This window comes from Streptomyces sp. NBC_00647, assembly GCF_045207245.1.
Classification (GTDB): domain Bacteria; phylum Actinomycetota; class Actinomycetes; order Streptomycetales; family Streptomycetaceae; genus Streptomyces.
In genome coordinates this window covers 37,883-54,654 of record NZ_CP109040.1, presented here as the reverse complement: position 1 = coordinate 54,654, position 16,772 = coordinate 37,883, and the positions used below count along the sequence as shown (strand labels likewise).

The following is a 16,772-nucleotide window of genomic DNA, read 5'->3' as shown; positions in this document are numbered from 1 at the left end:
TCAGCTCTCCAGGTACAGGTGGGACTCGACATCGACGTCGCGCAGACTCCACAGGGTGGGACGGGCCTTGGTGAGGTCGTGGTCCTCGTGGGTGCGCAGCAGGGCGAGGTCCGGCCGGCGGCGGGGGTTGGCCTTGAACGTGAAGGCGGCCTCGTACTCCAGCTTTTCGTTGGTCTCCACGAGTTGACGCCACTGGTCGACGAAGACGCGGATCTCCGCATCCGCGTGGTCGGCCTCGGCAGGCGAGACGCGGCGGATGCGCTTGACCAACTGCTCGCGGGTCGAGTCCAGTTGGGAGGTGAATTCGTTCACGTCCTTGGCGTCCGTGTTGTCCCGGATCTCCGGATGCAGGAGGCGGGCGAGTCCGAGGAAGGCTGCATGCAGGGCCTTGTCGCGGGCGCGGGCGGCGAACGGCGTCACGCTGGTCGACTCGACCTGCCGGTAGAGGGCCGAGTGGTAGCCGACGAAGTTCTCGTAGTGGGAGAGGTCCCTGGATCGTGCCGCGTTGAACAGGGTGACGACGAGACCGGGGTGGGCACGACCGACACGACTGGTGGCCTGGATGTACTCGGCCGTGGTCTGCGGCTGCCCCGTCACGGCCATCAGGCCCAGGCGGTCGAAGTCGACACCGACGGAGATGATGTTGGTCGCCAGCGGCACGTCCAACGCCGACCCGGTTCGCAGGGATCGCCCGAGAGCGCCGAGCAGTGCGGGAAGGTCGCTGGAGGGAACGCGACTGGTGATCTCGGTCGGCAGGACCTCCCGGGGCTCCACCCCGTCACGCGCGGCGAGCGTCCGCAGCCGTTCGTTGACGTCGGCGTTGACCTGCAGCTCGGCGGCGCCGAGCAGGCGCAGGCTGTTGAAGTACCCCACCAGCGTCCAGTAGGCGTCTCGTACCTCCTCGTCCGGGCACGGCAGGTGCCGGGCGTTGTGGAGCAGGGAAGCGTAGGCGCGGATGAGGAGGGTCGCCTGGGAGAGTCCGGGCGAAAGAAGGCCGACGTAGAGGCGCGAGGGCCTGTCCGCTGCGGGTGCCTGGACGGCGAACCACGAATCGCGGGCGTCCAGGCCGGACGGCGGGAACTGCGCCACGCCTCTGCCGAAAAGGGCCTGTCCCTGTTCCTGGGCGCGGCGGATCGTCGCGGTGGAGGCGATGATCTTCGGTTGGGCGCACGCGATGTCCACGGCCGCCTCGTAGAGACCGGCGAGGGTTCCCAGCGGGCCGGAGATCAGGTGCAGTTCGTCCTGGATGACGAGCTCGGGCGGGGGAGTCTTCAGCCAGAGCCGGTCCTTGTCCCGGTTGAAGAGGGCCGCGACGTCCTCGCGCCAGGCGATGCGGGCGAACTTGTCGGCGGTGGCGATCACGAGTGTGGGGCGCACCCGATAGAGCTCCGTGTCCACGACGTGCACGGGCAGCCCGGCGGAGAAGTCGCATGCCCGGTCGTCGCACTGTATGACCATGCGCTTTGCGACCAGGTCGACCCTATGGTTGCGGACCAGCAAAGGAGTGCCGCACCAGGGGCAGTTCTTGAGCTGGACGGGGTTTTCCTCCTGGAGCTTTCCGCCTCCCGCCAGCTTCTTCAGCGCCTTGTCGGCGTTCTTGAGCCTGTTGGGTGTTGCGGCCTTGCCCACCCACATGCCGATGGAGATCTGCTCCTGCCCCAGCCGCTCGGGTTGCTGGGCCCGCACGCGCTCCATCGCGCAGATCAGCAGGGCCGCCCGTTCGAACTGCTGCAGGGTCAGCAGACGCAGGGTGTAGCGCATGAGCACGCTCACCCCGGCCCCGGCCGCGCCGTGGCGCAGACGGCGATGGAAGACCGTGAAGGCGATCAACCCGAGGTAGGCCTCCGTCTTGCCGCCACCGGTGGGGAACCACAGCAGGTCGGCGACGTCCCGGTCGGGATGGGCCGCGTCCACGGTGCCGTTCAGGCACAGCAGCACGAACCCGAGCTGGAACGGCCTCCACGCGCCTTCGGGCGAGGGCGCACCGGCCCGCTCCCGTTTGATCCACTGGCCTCTGCCGCGCTGCACCGCCATGACACGGTTGGCCAGCCGAAACGCCTCCAACGCATCGGGATCGCGTTCCAGGAGGTCGACTCCCGCGCTCATGCGCCGCCGTGCGGTGCGGCAGTGCTCCAGCTGCTCCTGCGCAAGGCGCAGGTAGGCGGGATCGCCGTAGATCCCCTCGCGCAGGAGATCCGCGTCCGCGCTCCGCTCCTCGATCCACTCTCCGTACAGGGCGACGAAGCTGCGAAGAGAACCGATCAGCTCGTGCTTCGGGGCCTGGGCGAGGTGGTGCATCCCCAGGAGTTCGACGGGGACGGAGGAGTTGGAGTCGGACAGGAGGACCTCGCTCACGGGGACGTGCTCGGTCCACACGCAGGCCACTCCCGCGGGCGCGGTGTGCCGCTCGGGCCGATCGACCGGTGAGGGGGACCAGGACCAGTTCGCGGCACAGCCGTGGCCGACGGCGAAGGTCGGGGCATGACGATGCAGGAGCAGGGCGAGCCGGCTCTCGTCGTCGAGATCGCGGACCGTGGGACGCTCGACCAGCGCCGGGACCCCGTCCGGGACCGTGATCCGCAGCCCCACCTGGAAGAAGCACCAGGGATCCTTGATCTCCTGCTGCTCCACGGTGTGGGTGTTCATCAAGGTGGCCGTCACCGAGATCGTGCCGTGGGGTCCGCGAGGGGGACGGACCCGCAGGTGCAGGAACAGGCCCTCGGCGAGTTCCACAGGCTTGCCGGGCGGGTCCAGGACATCCACCGGCGTGACGGTGAGCTGCAGGGGACGGCGGCGCCAGCGCACCTCGGGCTGCCGGGTGCTGCGCTGTTCGGCTCGCTCGGGCACGGCCGGTGCGCCTGCGGCGTCCACCGGGTCGTACACGGCGGCGAACGCGTGCACCAGGACGTGACGGCCGCGCGCGGGATCGACGGCGAAGGTGAGACCGGTCGCCGAGGGGCGGGCGACCCTTGCGAGCACGATGCCCCCGTCGGGGGTCTCGTCCACCGTCACGGTGGAGTCGGCGTCGTCGAGGTCCTGCACCGCGGCGTCCGGGTCCGGTTCGGGGCGCTCTTGCTGCGCCGGATCCACGACACGGGGAAACAGAACCCCCGTGGAGTAGGTGGTGACGGGCCAGTCGTCGAGGATCTCGACGTCCTGGTGGTGCTCGCCGTGGGGGCCCAGCAGGTCCGACTTCAGTTGCTGGGCCAACTGTCCACGCAGCCGGTAGTGCTGCGTGTGATCGTCCGTCATGCGTCGTCGTCCTTGCGGTCGTAGTGGAACCGGCCGATCCCCATCGGCCGCGGCGCGAGCCAGAGCCCGCAGGGGCCCAGACCGGCGCGGACGGCCGCCGCGTCCTCGCCGGCGACGGTCTCGACGAGGTCGATCCGCGTTCCGGTGATGCGGCCGGGCCAGGCCGTCGGCCGATGCGCGGGCCGTTGCTGCATGAAGCGGTAGAGGTCGCGGCGAAAGGCTTCGGAGGCGACAGCGACGATCTGTTCGTCGTGCACAAGGGCGTAACCGGGCGCCGTTCGGCTGTCGTGGGCCGCGGGTACGTCGTCCAGCCGCGTCCAGACCACCTCGTCGCCAGGAAGGACCTCGGCTGCCAGGTACTCCTGAATCTGCCGCGGGTCGCAGGCGAGCTGTTCGAGTCCTGCGGGATGGCCACGATGGACGTCCCCACCGAGCAACGAGAGCCCCAATCGCCGGCTCGCCTTGTAGCCGTAGCGTCCCCACCGCTGCGTGCCCCTGACCTTGCGCACCAGCCGGAAACCGCGACGACGGGCGAGGTGCTCCTCGGGCGGCTGCAAGCGATACAGCTCGTGGCGGGCCCGGGTCATCGCGACGTAGAGGGCCCGGGCGGCGTCGCAGCGGTCGGCGTCCACCTGCTCGTGCTCGTCCTCCAACGGTCCCGGGTCGACGACGAGCACCCGATCGAACTCCAGACCTTTGGCCCGGTGGAACGTGGAGACGACCAGCCCGCTCTCGTGCGGTGTCACCAGAGCGTCCGGCAGATTCCCGCGGGCGACGGCTTCACGCAGCCGCCCCGGCTCGACGACGCGTCCGGTGCGGTCGCCCGCCGCCCGCAGGAGCAGCTGCCACGCGCCGCTGCCCCGGTCGGGATCGGGTGCGTGCGCCAGAGCCCGCCAGGCTTCGACGAACCGGTCCTGGGGGATCGAGACGGTGTCGGGCAGCCGGGACACGACCTGGGCCACCCACGCGGGCACGGCATGATCCTCTGCACCTCTGCGGACACGGTGATCGATGCCCAGATCGGCCAACCATCGAGAGATCAGCAGCGCGTCGCCGTTGGTGGCGCACAGGACGCCGGTGCTGACCTCCGCCTCGCACAGCGAGGCGCGCAGGTAGGGAACCTGCAGGTCGCCGAAGTCCATCCTCGAGGCCAACTCCGTGCGCAGCTGCTCGTGCACTGCCTCCGCCTGCGCACGCGTGGAGCAGGTACGCACCGCGGCCTCGTAGGGGCGGGCACAGGCGGCCTCGTCGGAAGCGGCCCGGAAATTCTCCTCGAGAGTGCATTCCACGAGTTCGCCCGCGAACCGCTCGCGCAGCCAGGAGAAGAACCTGCCCGTCTCGCCCGCCCGCTCCTCGGGATCCTTGACCTGGAATCCGTAGATGGCCTGGGCGGGGTCACCGACCACGGTGAATCCGCACTCGTAGGCCTCAAGGAAGGCCTGCACGAGTCGTCGTCGATCACCGACCAGGTCCTGGACCTCGTCGACGACGACGTGTCGGACCGCGTCGAGCGACTGCGGCGCACGGCTCTCGTCCTCGACGAGTTCGATGGCCGCACCGATGCGTTCGTCGAAGGAATGGGCGTGCCAGTTCTCGTCGTGCGCGGCCTCACGCAGCAGACTCAGAGCCCAGGCGTCGAACGTCGACACGCGCACGTGCCGGGACCTGCCGCCCAACAGGTGCAGGCGGTCGCGGACCTCGGCCGAGGCGGCGCGCGAGAAGGTCAGCACGAGCAGGTCCCCACCCGCGAGACCCTCCGAGACGAGGTGCTCGATCCGCCTGACCAGCGTGAAGGTCTTGCCGGTTCCGGCGCCTGCGGTGACCAGCGCCTTGCTGTCCGCCGGCTCCTGGACGACGCGACGCTGAGCGGTGGTGAGTTCCACCCTGTCGGTCATGGATGCGGTCACCGGCCCGCCCTGCGCCACAGGTGCTCCATGCGGGTGTAGGCAAGTCCACGACCGAAGTTCTCGATGTTGTCGGCCACGTTGAGGATCCGGCAGGACTCCTTGCCCCCGTTGAGCTCGCCGCGCAGCCCTCGACCGATCATCTGGATGTAGGTGTTGGGGCTGAACGTGGGGCGGGCGACCACGACGGCCCGCACGGCAGGGGCGTCGAACCCCTGCGTCAACACCCGGTAGTTGGTCAGGACCCTGATCCTCTTGTCCTTGAACGCGGCGATGCGGCGCCGCCTGATGCTCGGCGGCGTCCCCCCGTCGATCGAGGCCGCCGTGATACCGCGATCCTGCAGCAGTGCGGCAAGAACCTGGGCGTGCTCCACCGAGGTGGCAAAGACCAGGATCGGCCAGTCGGGGGGCAGTTCCCCGATCCTGTCGACGATACGCCGGGTGCGTTCGACGTCCTGGGCGAGGCGACTGACGACCTCGGCCGGCAGCGTCATCGCGTTCGTGCTGCGCGTCTCGGCCACCTGCTGGTCCGTCAGGGTGTAGGAGCCGCCGAGGAGTTCCTCGTGCTCGACCTTGGCCAGGACCTTCAAGGCCTGCAGGTGCCCGTAGGCGTCGTCGTTGTCGAACACCCCGTAGTCCAGACGCTTGCGGCCGAAACGGGACACCAGCGTCCGCGTCTCGTCGTCGCTGTCCCCGCGAAAGGCGGTGGCCGTCAGACCGATCAGATGGCGCGAGGTCCGGTACTGGTCGATGCCCAGAGCGTCCAGGATCCGTGTGTAGGTCTTCGGCACGGCGAAGTGAGCCTCGTCGACGATGACGAGGGCGCACTCACGCAGCCAGGCGTAGTCCTCCTTGGGGAGCCGCTTGACGGCCGTGTCGTCGATGGCGACGACCACCTGCGGCCCGTCGACGACGGGAACGGCGTCCGGGATGCCGCCCCACAGACGGGTGATGCGCAGCGGCTGGTCCGTTCCCACGGTCTGCCAGACGTAGGCCCAGGTCTCGATGGCCTGCTCGGCCAGCTCCTGGCTCTGGGAGATCCACAGGATCGGGCCGTCGAGCAGGCCCTCGCGCAGCGCGCGGACACCGGCCTCGGCGGCGATCCGCGTCTTGCCCGACCCGGTGGGGATCTGCAGCATGGCCCGCTTCTCCTCGCCCTGGGCGAGGTGCTCGCACATGCGCTGCACGAGCGCTTCCTGGTACGGATGCAGCTTCAGCGGCGTGCGCGGGCCCGGGACCGTCTCGTACGGCTCGGGGCTGCTGGGGGTCTGCGGGTCACCGGCCCACGCCTGCGGGAAGCCGTAGGTGCGCACGAAACGTTGCGCCGCCGAACCGCTCCTCCAGATCCGCGGCACGTCGAAGCCCGCGTCGGCAAGCGCAGGGGCCAGGAAACGCAGGATGTCCTCCCCGTGAGCGGCGATCAGCAGCTCGGCCGCTCGCAGACCGTCGACCGGGATCCCGCGCAGTTGCGCGTCCGCCGACGCCAGTCCCGGCGGCAGCTCGGCCGTCAGCCGGTCCTCGCCGATGGCCAGCAGCAGCTTTCTGGTCGGATCGGTCTCCTGGCGGACCATCACCAACTTCTTGTCGTCCCGGTCCCGCGCCTGCTGACGCAGGAGGTCCCGACACCCGTCGGCTCCCAGCCGCAGTCCCAGGAGCCGATCGACGGCCCCCAGGGTCGACTCGTCGTCACGCTCGCCGCACAGCAGCACCGTGTATCCGTCGAGCGTCTCGGTCAGCGCCTGCTCCCGTCTGCCCTCGGGGCCACGGACGATCCTGACCAGCTCGGAGCAGTGCGCCAGTTTCCAGGCCGTTCCTCGAGGAAGCACCTGACGCAGCCGAGGAAAGGCGTCCGTCAGGGACACCGGTTCGGTGAGCGGCACCCCGTGGATCTCCTCCACCAGAAGATCGGACGGGTTGCGGAAACGGAACCGGTCGATGAGGAGTTGGGCGTCGGCCTCGGTGGGGACGAGGAGCGCCGGTACACGCTCACGCAGCAGCACCTCGAACTGGTCCTGCTCGAACGTGACGGCGATGCTCTCGCGCCGCTTCGATGCCCAGTCCTCGCCCACCTTGCATCGGAACAGACGCGTCTCGTCCCCGAGGTTGTCCAAGGGGCCCGAACCCGCGAGAAACACGTAGGCGCTTCCGACGAATTCGATGTCGGTGCCCGCATCCGCGCGCAGAGCCAGTTCGCTCCACAAGGCGGCGGACACGTCCCGGACCGTGGAGGGCAGCCGCAGCGCACGTGCGTGGGCGACGGCGACCTCGGCGACCGGCAGAAGCCTGGCGTCCACGTCCAGCTCGGGACTCACCGCGGCATTCGACCGCCTCACGCCCAACGAGGTGGCCAGCATGCCCCGCTCGCGGAGCATCCAGATGAGAGGCGACTCGACGCGCAGTTCGCCGCCCTGACCGGTCGTTCGGGAACATCGCCAATCGGGCACGAGCCCGGGGTCGGGCAGCTCACGCACGAAGGCGGCCTTGCCTTCCGCGGAAAGCTCCGCCAGGAGGTGCAACGGGCCGGCGGGGTCTTGACCCATCAGGCTCACGGAGGACGGCCGAGGACGGGAACTGTGGGGCGGAAGAGTCGCGCAGAACTGGTTGTACATGACCGCGCTGTAGTCGCTGAACCAGGGATCCGAGCGAGGGTTCATCCGGGGCACCGGACGATCCACCGCCCCGAGGGCCTTGAGCACGTCCGTGTCGGCCGCGTGGAAGGCCGGGTCGATCAGGACCGTGGCGTCGCGCAGTCCGTCACCGGGCACGACGGGCCCTGCCAGGAGGCAGTTGCGGATGAAGCGGAGCTGGCCGGCGGCGGTGCGCACCTTGAGCGCCTCGTGCGGTGCAGGGTGGCGCTCCTTGACGACCTCGACCACCTTGTCGCGCTCGACCGTGCGCGTCAGCGTCCAGAAGTCCTCCCAGTCGTTGTTCCGGTACCGGTCGAAGCCCGTTGTGACAGCGGCCCGAAGACGTCCGACCGCGTTGGCCTCCTCCACCCCCAGGATCCGCAACGCGCTGACCAGTTCGGGGTCCTGCGCGATGACGTCGTGCAGGTACACGGTGGTGTCGTGCGGGAGTCGCACGCTGTCGTGCCGACGAAACACCGTGCCCTCGGACAGGGAACGAAAGCGACCGTCGTCGGTGAGCAGGATCTTCGCGTTTCGTGCTTCGGCCGCCTGTGCCGCGGTCCCGGTCTCGACGATGGACGCCGCCAGCGCAAGTGCGCATTTGGCGCCCTCCACGCTGCGGTCGGAGACCAGTGCCTCCAGCCAGTTGTGCAGCGGGGACGCGGAGACTTCGGCCTGGTCGAGGATGTCCCTGGCCCTCGATCGCCGCTCCCGGCCTTCCACGCTGTGGTGGCACCAGTTCTTGGGACGCCCAGGGTGGGAGGCCCACTGCTCGAGCCAGGCCGGCGCGAGGTTCTCCGGATGCAGCCGCAGAGTCCGGGGGAGTCGGAGAGTCCCGTCCTGGTCCGGCAGGGAGGGTTGACGGGCGGCCGCCTGCAGCACCTTCTGGCTGAGCATCTCGTCGCCCCACTGGGAGGCTTCCCGCCCACGCGCCGTGAGCAGAGTCAGGAAGGACCCCGGATCCTTCTCCTCGTGCAGATCGGGGATCGAGTCGACCACGAGCTCCGCGGCCCGGGTCACCAACTCCTCGTTGAAATCGCTCTTGGTCAGATTCTGGCGATCCTCGGGGGTCTTCCACGGCGCGTTGAGCAGGCCGGTCAGCGTCGTGTCGTAGTGGGTCGGGAAGTAGGCCCAGAAGGTTCCACGCCTCCCGCGCTGCGGGACACCCTTGTCGGGAACCGCCCAGGAGATGGTGACGACAGGCCGATCGTGCAACTCCCCAGCCGTTTCAGAGGCGGTCTCACTGGGCTCATGGTCGACGCTGAAGACGAACCAGCGCTCGCTGCTGCGTGGAGCACCGTCGCGCTGCTCCACGACGCGGTGCTCGACGCCCTGTGTCTCCTGTGTGATCTCCCGGCATACCTCGTGGCCGGTACGGGTGTCCTCCAGGACCAGGCGGTCCACGTGGGGCGAGAAGAGCATGAAATGCGCCGGGAAGTTGACGATGTCGCGCCCCAGCCGATCCTCGGCCCCCTCGTGCAGCGGGAGCACCACCGTTGTCGACGCCCACGTCATCAGCTTGTCGAGCCGTTCGTCACGCCGACGTTCCGCCTCCAGGTCCAGCGGCTGCGCCATCCGCAGCACCGGGGTGGGATCCAGCCTGGAAAGGTCCGGGACCGTTTCCCGGATGACACGGGCCGACCAGTCCTTGTCGAAGCCGAACGAACCGGACGCGCTGTAGAAGCGAGGGGTGTCCGACACGCTCAGCACCGACTTGACGCCGACCCCGAAGCGTCCGATCTTCCCGGTCCGTTTCCGCGACACGGCCATGCGCAGGATCGTGTCGGCGCCGCCCGGGGTCATCGGTGTGCCGGTATTGGCGCAGTACAGGTGTTTGTCGGTGAGAAGGACATGGATCGTGCCCACGACGCCCGGCCGGCGCTCCATGTTCTCGTCCGCGCCGTTCTGGACGAGCTCGTAGATCTGACGTTCGCCGTAGCCGCCCTGTGTGATGCGCCGCTCGTTGTTCGCATGCTCCAGGACATGGCCGGGATCGGCCCGGTAGACGTTGAGAACCCGTTGCGACAGTTCCTCGACGACCTCGACGACGCCGTCCGCCTCGGGCTCGAAAACAGACATGAAAGAAAATACCCCGATCGCATGGGAAAGAAAGCCTTCGATGCCGGACGTGATAACCCGTCGGAAGGCTCGACTCGAAAGGCTTTCCCTATCGCTGACACGGCGACAGAAAAGCGCAGCGCGGCTCTATATGTGCGACGGCCCCCCCGGGCTTACGGAACCGGCCGTGAAGTGGCTGGTTTCCCATCGGAGCACACCCTAACCATGCGATTCGATCCGAGCAAGGACCCTTGACAACGGTCACCGACGTCAGACGGGACCTTTGGAAGGGGTTCAATCAACCCTGATGGACGGCCTTATGACGGGCAGTCAGTATTGACCCGCAGTTGAGTACTATTTCGGGTTGATGGCGAACTCGGACGATGTGCGGATATCGCGAAGTTCATGCCCTTTTGCCTTCACCGAGGCGTACTCGCTCACGTCGACGCGGACCTCCCCGACCGGTCGCAAATTTGCATATCGAGACGGAGTTCGTAACCGCGATCACAAATTCGAAGTTCACCGAGCATTCTCGGAATCCCTTGAACTGCGGTGCCAGGAAGGTGGATTGACGGGATCCGGAAGAAGCCGACCGAAGAGTTCTCCGATCGCCGACAGATCCGACCGGGCATGCTGCAATTCATCCAAGGTCGGCGCCGAATGTGTTCGGGTGCGTCGGACGGCGCCCGCGACGTGAGCGGCTGCGCACCTGCCGAACAGCGGCCAACCGCTCCCCGGTGCCCGGCGCTGCACCCGCACGCACCACGAGATCCGGAGGCCGACACCCTCACGCACTCCTCGACCGGACGACGAATCGGGCGAGAAGGCCGGACCGAGTCGCGATTCGGTGTCCCCGACGGCGCCATCGGCAACACCCGCACGCCAAATGCCCCCGTCCGGGAACCATCGGCCGGGGACAGTTGTCGGCAAGACCGGACGACCACGCGGGCGCCTGCCGACGGGCGGATGACATCCTTGATCGGATACGCCGTCATGTACCGGAGGTTCGTGTGCCGCTCGTTGTCATCCAACCGTCCTACGGCAACCCTGCAGCCCGCCGGCACTGGCGTGACACGCTCGACAACGTCGTCGACTTCACCGACACCGTGCGCGCACCTCTTCTGACCCCCTCGCAGCGCGAACAACTGCAGGGGTTCCACCCCGGTGGATCCGCCCGGTTCTGGGGGGCGACGGGCCGTCAGGACCGGAAGATGGAGCGCCTGAGCCCGGGAGACGTCGTCCTGTTCACCGGCCTGAACCATGTGCGCGGCATCGGCGAGATCGGCGCGCTCTTTCGCAACGCGGCCTTCGCGGACAGCATGTGGGGCGCCGACGAGGACAACGGCAGCTGGCACAACGTCTACAGCCTTCTGTCGTTCACCCCTGTCGAGATCCCCTACACCGAGATCTGGGACCTCCCCGGATTCAACGCCGGCGACAACTTCATGGGCCTTCGCATCCTGGACCCCGAGAAGGCCGCCACCGTCCTGGACGGCCTGGGCATCGAGACACAGACCGAGGCCCGCGACGACGACAGCCTTCAAGAACCCGTCGCCCGCGCCCTGCGCACCCACACCGACATCGTCGACGGCGAGGTCCTGCGCACCCCGAGCACCCGCTACCGACTCGAGGAGCGCGAGCTGATCGTCCACCGCACGGAGGCGTTCCTGGTACAGGAGTACGTCGGCTTCCTGGGCGTCGACCGGCCGCAGCGACTGCGCACCCCCGCCGGGATCACCGACCTGCATCTGGCCCTGCAGGACGGCAGCGAGGTCGTGGAGGCCAAACGCGCCAGCAGCCGCCGGTTCGTCCGGGAAGCCCTGGCACAACTGTTGGACTACGCCCCCCACACCCCCCAACCGGCGATACGGCTGTCGGCACTCTTCCCGGAGCGCCCCGCCGACCGCGATCTGGAACTGCTGCACCGCTACGGCGTCGACTGCGTCCACCGCACGGCTCCGGCGACCTTCGAACGCATGCGGGCACCGCAGGAGACACGAGCGAGCATGATGCCGCTGTGGCAGCAACGCCGGCACGACTGAGCCGGATCCCATCCGTGTGCGGGGGCGTCAGGCTTCGCTCCGCCCGTACGACCACGTACGCATCAAGGGACAGCAGGCGGAGACCGGGTGCGACACCTGTTGTCGATCGGCGAGGGGACGAACGGGGCCCGTCACCCCGATCGCCCGGACAGCGACGCCCGAGGGTCGAAATCGTGGAGCGATATCCGCAGCTCTGGCTCCGTGGCGGAAGCCGCGGGCCGTCCACGGTCCCGGCAAGATCCTCCTGGACGTCGCCCTGGCGGTCGCGCTCGGCGAGGACTGTCTCGCGGACGTCGCGACGCTGCGGTGTGAGCCGGTCGCCTCCGGCCCGACCGTCTCCCGCCTGATCGACACCCTCGCCGCATCCGGCGAGAAGGCCCTGTAGGCAATCCGGTCCGCACGCTCCGAGTCCGCAACCGGGTCTGGTCGTTGGCCGGCGGGAAAGGCCAGCCGGAACGCGAACAGGAAGCACTTCACCCGCTCTCCGGCGAGATCGACCCAGATCTCCCCGAAATCGACCTCGGCATCAGCCCCGGGCACGTTGTGCCGGGTCAAGTAGCCCTCGACCGGCGCCCCTTCCTCGGCAGCGATCACCCGGCGGCGGGCGGTGACGAAGTCCCGCACCGTGGTGTACGGAAGCGTGACGCCGAACTCCTCCTCCAGCCGCGTGCCGATCCGCTTGGCCGTGTGCCGCTGCTTGCGCGGCGCCTCGAGATCCGCTCGAAGCCAGTCGTCGACCGTCTTCTTGTACGGCTCCATCCGCGGCGAGGTCCGCACCGGACGCTTGCGCGGCTTCGCCACCGGTGAGGCCAGCGACTCCCGCACCGGTGGACGCCGTACTTCCGCGACAACGCCCGGACCGACAGCTTCAACTGTCAGCTGTCCCGGCGGATCCGGTCAAACAACTCCTGCTTGGACAACGACATCCACAGCACCCACCCTCGGCGGACCACAACCACCGTCGCACCGCAAGGCCCAGGGTGGGGCCACTTCGCCTCGCCACCACCCCTCAATGCTCCCGAACGCCCCTCACACTGGAGCCAGTTGGAGGCGCCCTGATGGGGCCGCTGAACGCCGCCCTAGCCACCCCTAGACCGGTTCAGCAGCCAGCCTGGTGATCACCATCGGCGACTGGTAGTCGAGGGGGGCGGCGCCCCAGCGGGCCGCGCTGGCAGGATCACAGCATGCTCATCACACCGCGCCCTGGCGCAGATCGGAAGAACATCCGGCAGGCCCTCAGTGGCGTCCACACCACGGCGATGAACCTGCAGCGGCCGTACGGCAGCGCCTTCGAGGGGCTGCTGGCGTATCTGGAGTGGGCGACGGAGTCCGCGCTGCACGTCTTTGCCGCGCTCGCACAACGCGGATGCCGCGCTTATGGCAGCGCTCATTCTCCGCATCGGTGTGCGCCAGATCCCGTGCTGCCTGTTGCTGGCCGCCGTTGGCTCTGCCGCTTATTCACCGGTCGGTAAGCTGACGCTGCAGGGCAGTTGCGCTTTCGAGGAGGCCCGTGGCTTTGGCCTCCTCACGGTAGTCAGACAGCAGGGTTTCGACGGCGGCCTGCCCCGCAGGGAGGTCCCGCCTGGCCAGCGCACGTGCCTCAGCGAATGGCAGCAGTGTGTGTGCGACATCGTTCCTGGTTCCAAGGCCGCGAGTGGCGAGCCGCTTGGCCAGTGCAAGCGCCTCGGCCGTGGTATCGAGTAGATCCGCGGAAGGGGCCGTATCGCGGTCCAGTAGCACGCAGACGAGGTTGTTCAGTGACCGCAGCAGCGGCAGTCCGTGGGCATCGATGTCCGCTGCAGCGAGGGTGCGCCTGCTGGCGTCTGTATCACCGGTCGGGCAACTCCCGAGGGATGACCTTTCCTGCTGGGTTCCTGGGCAGACCAGGCAAGAAGGTTACGTCGCGGGGGACGGAAGAGCGCATGAGGTGTGCGCGGACGTATGTGCGAACCTGTTCTGGGCCCAAGGACTCACCTTCGCGGAGGACGATGAAGGCGGCGAGACTTTGCCCGTAGGTCGCGTCGGGCACGCCGATAACCGCGACTTCTTGCACTTGCGGCAGTTCCCCGATCAGGGTTTCCACCGGTCCAGGGAAAACGTTCTCACCGCCCGAGACGATCATGTCGTCCTCCCGGCCGTCAACGAAGAGCAGTTCATCATCGCTCAGGTGCCCCAGATCGCCTGTAGCGATCATTCCCTGGTACCGCTCCGGTCCCAGAGTGGGTGACTCGCGCGAGGTGTAGCCGCTGAAGAGCATCGAGTTGCTGACGAAGATCCGCCCAACTGCGCCGGTGGGTACCAGCTCCCCGGCTGGTCCGAGCACGGCCACGCGGGTGCCGCGCGGCGGCCGGCCGACGGTGTCGGGGTTGCGACGCAGGTCGGATGGGGTCGCGACGCTCACGCAGGACACCTCCGTTGAGCCGTACACGTTGTACAGCACATCCCCGTAGGCATCCATGAAGCGGGTGGCGAGGCGGGCACGCAGCGCCGAGCCACCCACTACTACGAGCCGGAGCGAGGCTGGTGGCTGCTCCGGCCGTTCCAGGAGCCTTTCCAGCATGACCGGTGCTGCGATCAGGACCGTGCACCCTTCGGCCTCCATCACGCGCAGCGTCTCGGCGGGGTCGAACCGTCGCCGCAACACGACTGTGGCCCGCAGCGCGAAGGCCGCCTGGAGCGCCGAGTGCCCCCACGTCCCGAAAAGCGGCACAGCGATGAGAATGCGGTCGCCGACGCGCAGCGGAATACGCGAGAGAAGCGCCAGAAGTGGTGCCGGGCTGGGAGGCCGAGACAGCGCCGCGCCCTTCGGCACGCCGGTTGTACCAGCCGTGAGCAGGACGACTCGCGCGGTGCGTCGTGGCCGCCCTGGAGACACGGGCCTCTCCGGGACCGGCCGCTCGGCAGGGGGCGGCCCCGGAGCAGGCAGATGAGGTGCATGAACCCGGGCCACCCTGTCCCACGGCAACTCGATCCCAGAGATCGAACTCGCCCAGTCGATAAACTCCGCATCGTGACAGAGCACGTCCAGACGCTGCTCCCGCACCACCTCCAGCAACTGAGGAGCCTTCAGATGCGTGTTCAGCAGCACCGCGTTGGCCCCGGAGACCAGTGCCGCAACCATCCCTTCCACAGCGCCCCGGTGATTGCGGCACAACACCCCCACCCGCTCTGCCTGAAGCTTTTGCAGCGTCTGCGCGACTGCCTCTACTTGGGCCAGCAGCTCCTCGTAGGTGACCCGCCTGTCCTCGTCCACGACCGCCACCCGGTCGGGTGATCGGGCGGCGGCCGCCTGTACTTCCCCTGCTGGACCCAGCCCCCACTTCCCAAACGCGAGCAGCTGTCGGGCTACCCGCCACGGCATGCCTGGTTGTAGAAGACCGCTCCGCAGCAGTGTCCTCAGCATGATCCACCCTTCACCGGCCTGCTCCTGCGGCCCCGGCTGGGAATTGGCGCATAGGAATCCACGTACGTTCGGCCAGACAATTGCTGCACGGCGTGCATCACCGCGTCGGTGATGGCCTGGGAGGAGGGCTCGGTGAACCTCACTGGTCTCCCGAATCTGATCGTCACCTGCCCAGTCCTTGGCAGGTGCTTCCCTGGGGGCAGGATCCGATCAGTGCCGATCACCGCCACCGGCACTGCAGGCGTCCCGCTCACCGCCACGACCCTGCCTACTCCGGTTCGCCCCCGGTGGATATGCCCGTCGGGCGAACGCGTTCCTTCCGGGAAGATCCCGACGGCATCGCCCCGTAGTAACACGGCCGCGGTATCGATGATCGCTTTCTCTGCGGCCGGTCCTCCCGAGCGGTCCATCAGGATCATGCTTGTGGCTTTGAACAATCGCCGCACGGTTAGTCCTTGCAGGCCACGTCCGGCGGAGTACTCCTGCTTGGCCGCGAACATGCCACGCCGCTGTACCGCCAGCTGTACCAAGGAGGGATCCAAATACAGGTGGTCACACGCCAAAATCAGCGGCCCTGCCGCCGGAACGTGCTGCACACCCTCGGTGTCTAGCCCGCACAGGAATCGCAGAGCCGGTCTGGGAAAGACGTAACGCAGCGTCCAGCAGGGCATGTCAGAGCCTCAGGCCGACTGGGGTCGAGCGCAGCGGGAGACTGCCTCGGCGCGCGGGCACGAGCATCAGGTCCGCAGCCAGACGCAGGCTCGGAGCGTTCAGCCGCGCTTGGTGTTCCTCGATCAGGTGAACCAACTCGCCGAAGGAGTCTGGGCAGTTCCGCCGCCACCAGCCCAAGCGTGCGCGGGACGTCGGGCTGGCCGTCTGCAGGACCTTTTCGCGTTCGGCGGGATGTCGCTTGACGAGGCCAACCACCACGTTGGTCCGCCCCTTCGCAAGGTCGTCCCAGAAGTCGATCACATCATCGGCGAGCTTCCCGACGATCCCGACACTTGAGAACTGCACGACCGCCTCAGGATCAGGCTTGACGCCGTTGAACAGGCCGACCACGTGGGCGAGGCACTCCCCGAGGCCACCGGAGTCCAGGACCACACTTTCGAAAAGCCGGTCGAAGTCCGGCTCGTTTTGGGTGAGCTCCACATAACGGTCGTAGGAACCCGAAAGCCGGTCCGCCAGGAACTCTTGGATCGCACGCTGCTCCGGATGGGGCCGCAGAAAGTCGGCTAGTGCTAGCAGACGCCTTTGCACAAGTTTCCCCGCGAAGACATCCCCCAGCCCGAGGGAGCGCCCGTCACCGAGCCTCTCCTCGTATTCGTCGTCGAACGCGCCGATAAGCCGGTTGAGGTGGATGATCAGCTGTCCGGTCTCCTCCCGGACCGGTTCAGCGGTCAGTTCGGCGTAGCCGTCGAGCAGCAGGTTCATCAAAGCGTCATACACCGCGACGCGAACACGCGCCTGGGCCCCGCTGCCGTCA

At 68.1% G+C, this 16,772-nt stretch carries 8 protein-coding genes and 1 pseudogene; 3 read left to right on the top strand and 6 right to left on the bottom strand.

The features are described from left to right. The 3 genes from OG788_RS00210 to OG788_RS00200 are packed head-to-tail and all read right to left on the bottom strand — an operon-like array spanning position 1 to position 9,862. On the bottom strand, positions 1 to 3,252 hold the full coding sequence (locus OG788_RS00210; protein ID WP_406368252.1) for a DNA helicase: 3,252 nt from the start codon (positions 3,250 to 3,252) through the stop codon (positions 1 to 3). After that, positions 3,249 to 5,147 carry a UvrD-helicase domain-containing protein gene (locus OG788_RS00205; protein WP_406368250.1) on the bottom strand — a complete coding sequence of 633 codons (1,899 nt, stop codon included), beginning with the start codon at positions 5,145 to 5,147 and terminating at the stop codon, positions 3,249 to 3,251. The genes OG788_RS00210 and OG788_RS00205 overlap by 4 nt, the downstream gene beginning before the upstream one ends. 8 nt (positions 5,148 to 5,155) lie before the next feature. Beyond that, entirely contained in the window at positions 5,156 to 9,862 is a 4,707-nt protein-coding gene (locus OG788_RS00200) for a DEAD/DEAH box helicase (RefSeq protein WP_406368248.1), read from the bottom strand. A 989-nt stretch (positions 9,863 to 10,851) separates the two neighbouring features. On the opposite strand from OG788_RS00200, the gene OG788_RS00195 reads away from it, so the two are divergent. The 3 genes and pseudogenes from OG788_RS00195 (at position 10,852) to OG788_RS00185 (ending at position 13,587) form a co-directional block, all read left to right on the top strand. Next, on the top strand, positions 10,852 to 11,883 hold the full coding sequence (locus OG788_RS00195) for a hypothetical protein (protein WP_406368246.1): 1,032 nt from the start codon (positions 10,852 to 10,854) through the stop codon (positions 11,881 to 11,883). Between the two features lie 181 nt (positions 11,884 to 12,064). Beyond that, positions 12,065 to 12,372, top strand: a pseudogene (locus tag OG788_RS00190) (IS1380 family transposase); the annotation flags it as partial. Between the two features lie 888 nt (positions 12,373 to 13,260). Next, positions 13,261 to 13,587, top strand: coding sequence for a hypothetical protein (locus OG788_RS00185; protein WP_406368244.1), 327 nt, complete (start codon positions 13,261 to 13,263; stop codon positions 13,585 to 13,587). Positions 13,588 to 13,711: 124 nt separating this feature from the next. On the opposite strand, the gene OG788_RS00180 is transcribed toward OG788_RS00185, so the two are convergent. The 3 genes from OG788_RS00180 to OG788_RS00170 are packed head-to-tail and all read right to left on the bottom strand — an operon-like array spanning position 13,712 to position 16,720. Then, positions 13,712 to 15,244 carry an AMP-binding protein gene (locus tag OG788_RS00180; protein WP_406376637.1) on the bottom strand — a complete coding sequence of 511 codons (1,533 nt, stop codon included), beginning with the start codon at positions 15,242 to 15,244 and terminating at the stop codon, positions 13,712 to 13,714. 35 nt (positions 15,245 to 15,279) lie between these two features. Further along, positions 15,280 to 15,957 (bottom strand): lysophospholipid acyltransferase family protein, encoded by a 678-nt coding sequence (locus OG788_RS00175; RefSeq protein ID WP_406368242.1) that lies wholly within the window; start codon positions 15,955 to 15,957, stop codon positions 15,280 to 15,282. A 1-nt stretch (position 15,958) separates the two neighbouring features. Further along, positions 15,959 to 16,720: a hypothetical protein gene (locus OG788_RS00170; RefSeq protein ID WP_406368240.1), complete on the bottom strand. Its 762-nt coding sequence runs from the start codon at positions 16,718 to 16,720 to the stop codon at positions 15,959 to 15,961. Between the last annotated feature and the right edge of the window lie 52 nt (positions 16,721 to 16,772).

What these genes read in the sequence shown, in the direction of transcription:
- OG788_RS00210 (WP_406368252.1), bottom strand. Translation starts at nt 3,252, where the DNA reads ATGACGGACGATCACACGCAGCACTACCGGCTGCGTGGACAGTTGGCC.
- OG788_RS00205 (WP_406368250.1), bottom strand. Translation starts at nt 5,147, where the DNA reads ATGACCGACAGGGTGGAACTCACCACCGCTCAGCGTCGCGTCGTCCAG.
- OG788_RS00200 (WP_406368248.1), bottom strand. Translation starts at nt 9,862, where the DNA reads ATGTCTGTTTTCGAGCCCGAGGCGGACGGCGTCGTCGAGGTCGTCGAG.
- OG788_RS00185 (WP_406368244.1), top strand. Translation starts at nt 13,261, where the DNA reads ATGGCAGCGCTCATTCTCCGCATCGGTGTGCGCCAGATCCCGTGCTGC.
- OG788_RS00180 (WP_406376637.1), bottom strand. Translation starts at nt 15,244, where the DNA reads ATGCCGTGGCGGGTAGCCCGACAGCTGCTCGCGTTTGGGAAGTGGGGG.
- OG788_RS00175 (WP_406368242.1), bottom strand. Translation starts at nt 15,957, where the DNA reads ATGCCCTGCTGGACGCTGCGTTACGTCTTTCCCAGACCGGCTCTGCGA.
- OG788_RS00170 (WP_406368240.1), bottom strand. Translation starts at nt 16,720, where the DNA reads ATGAACCTGCTGCTCGACGGCTACGCCGAACTGACCGCTGAACCGGTC.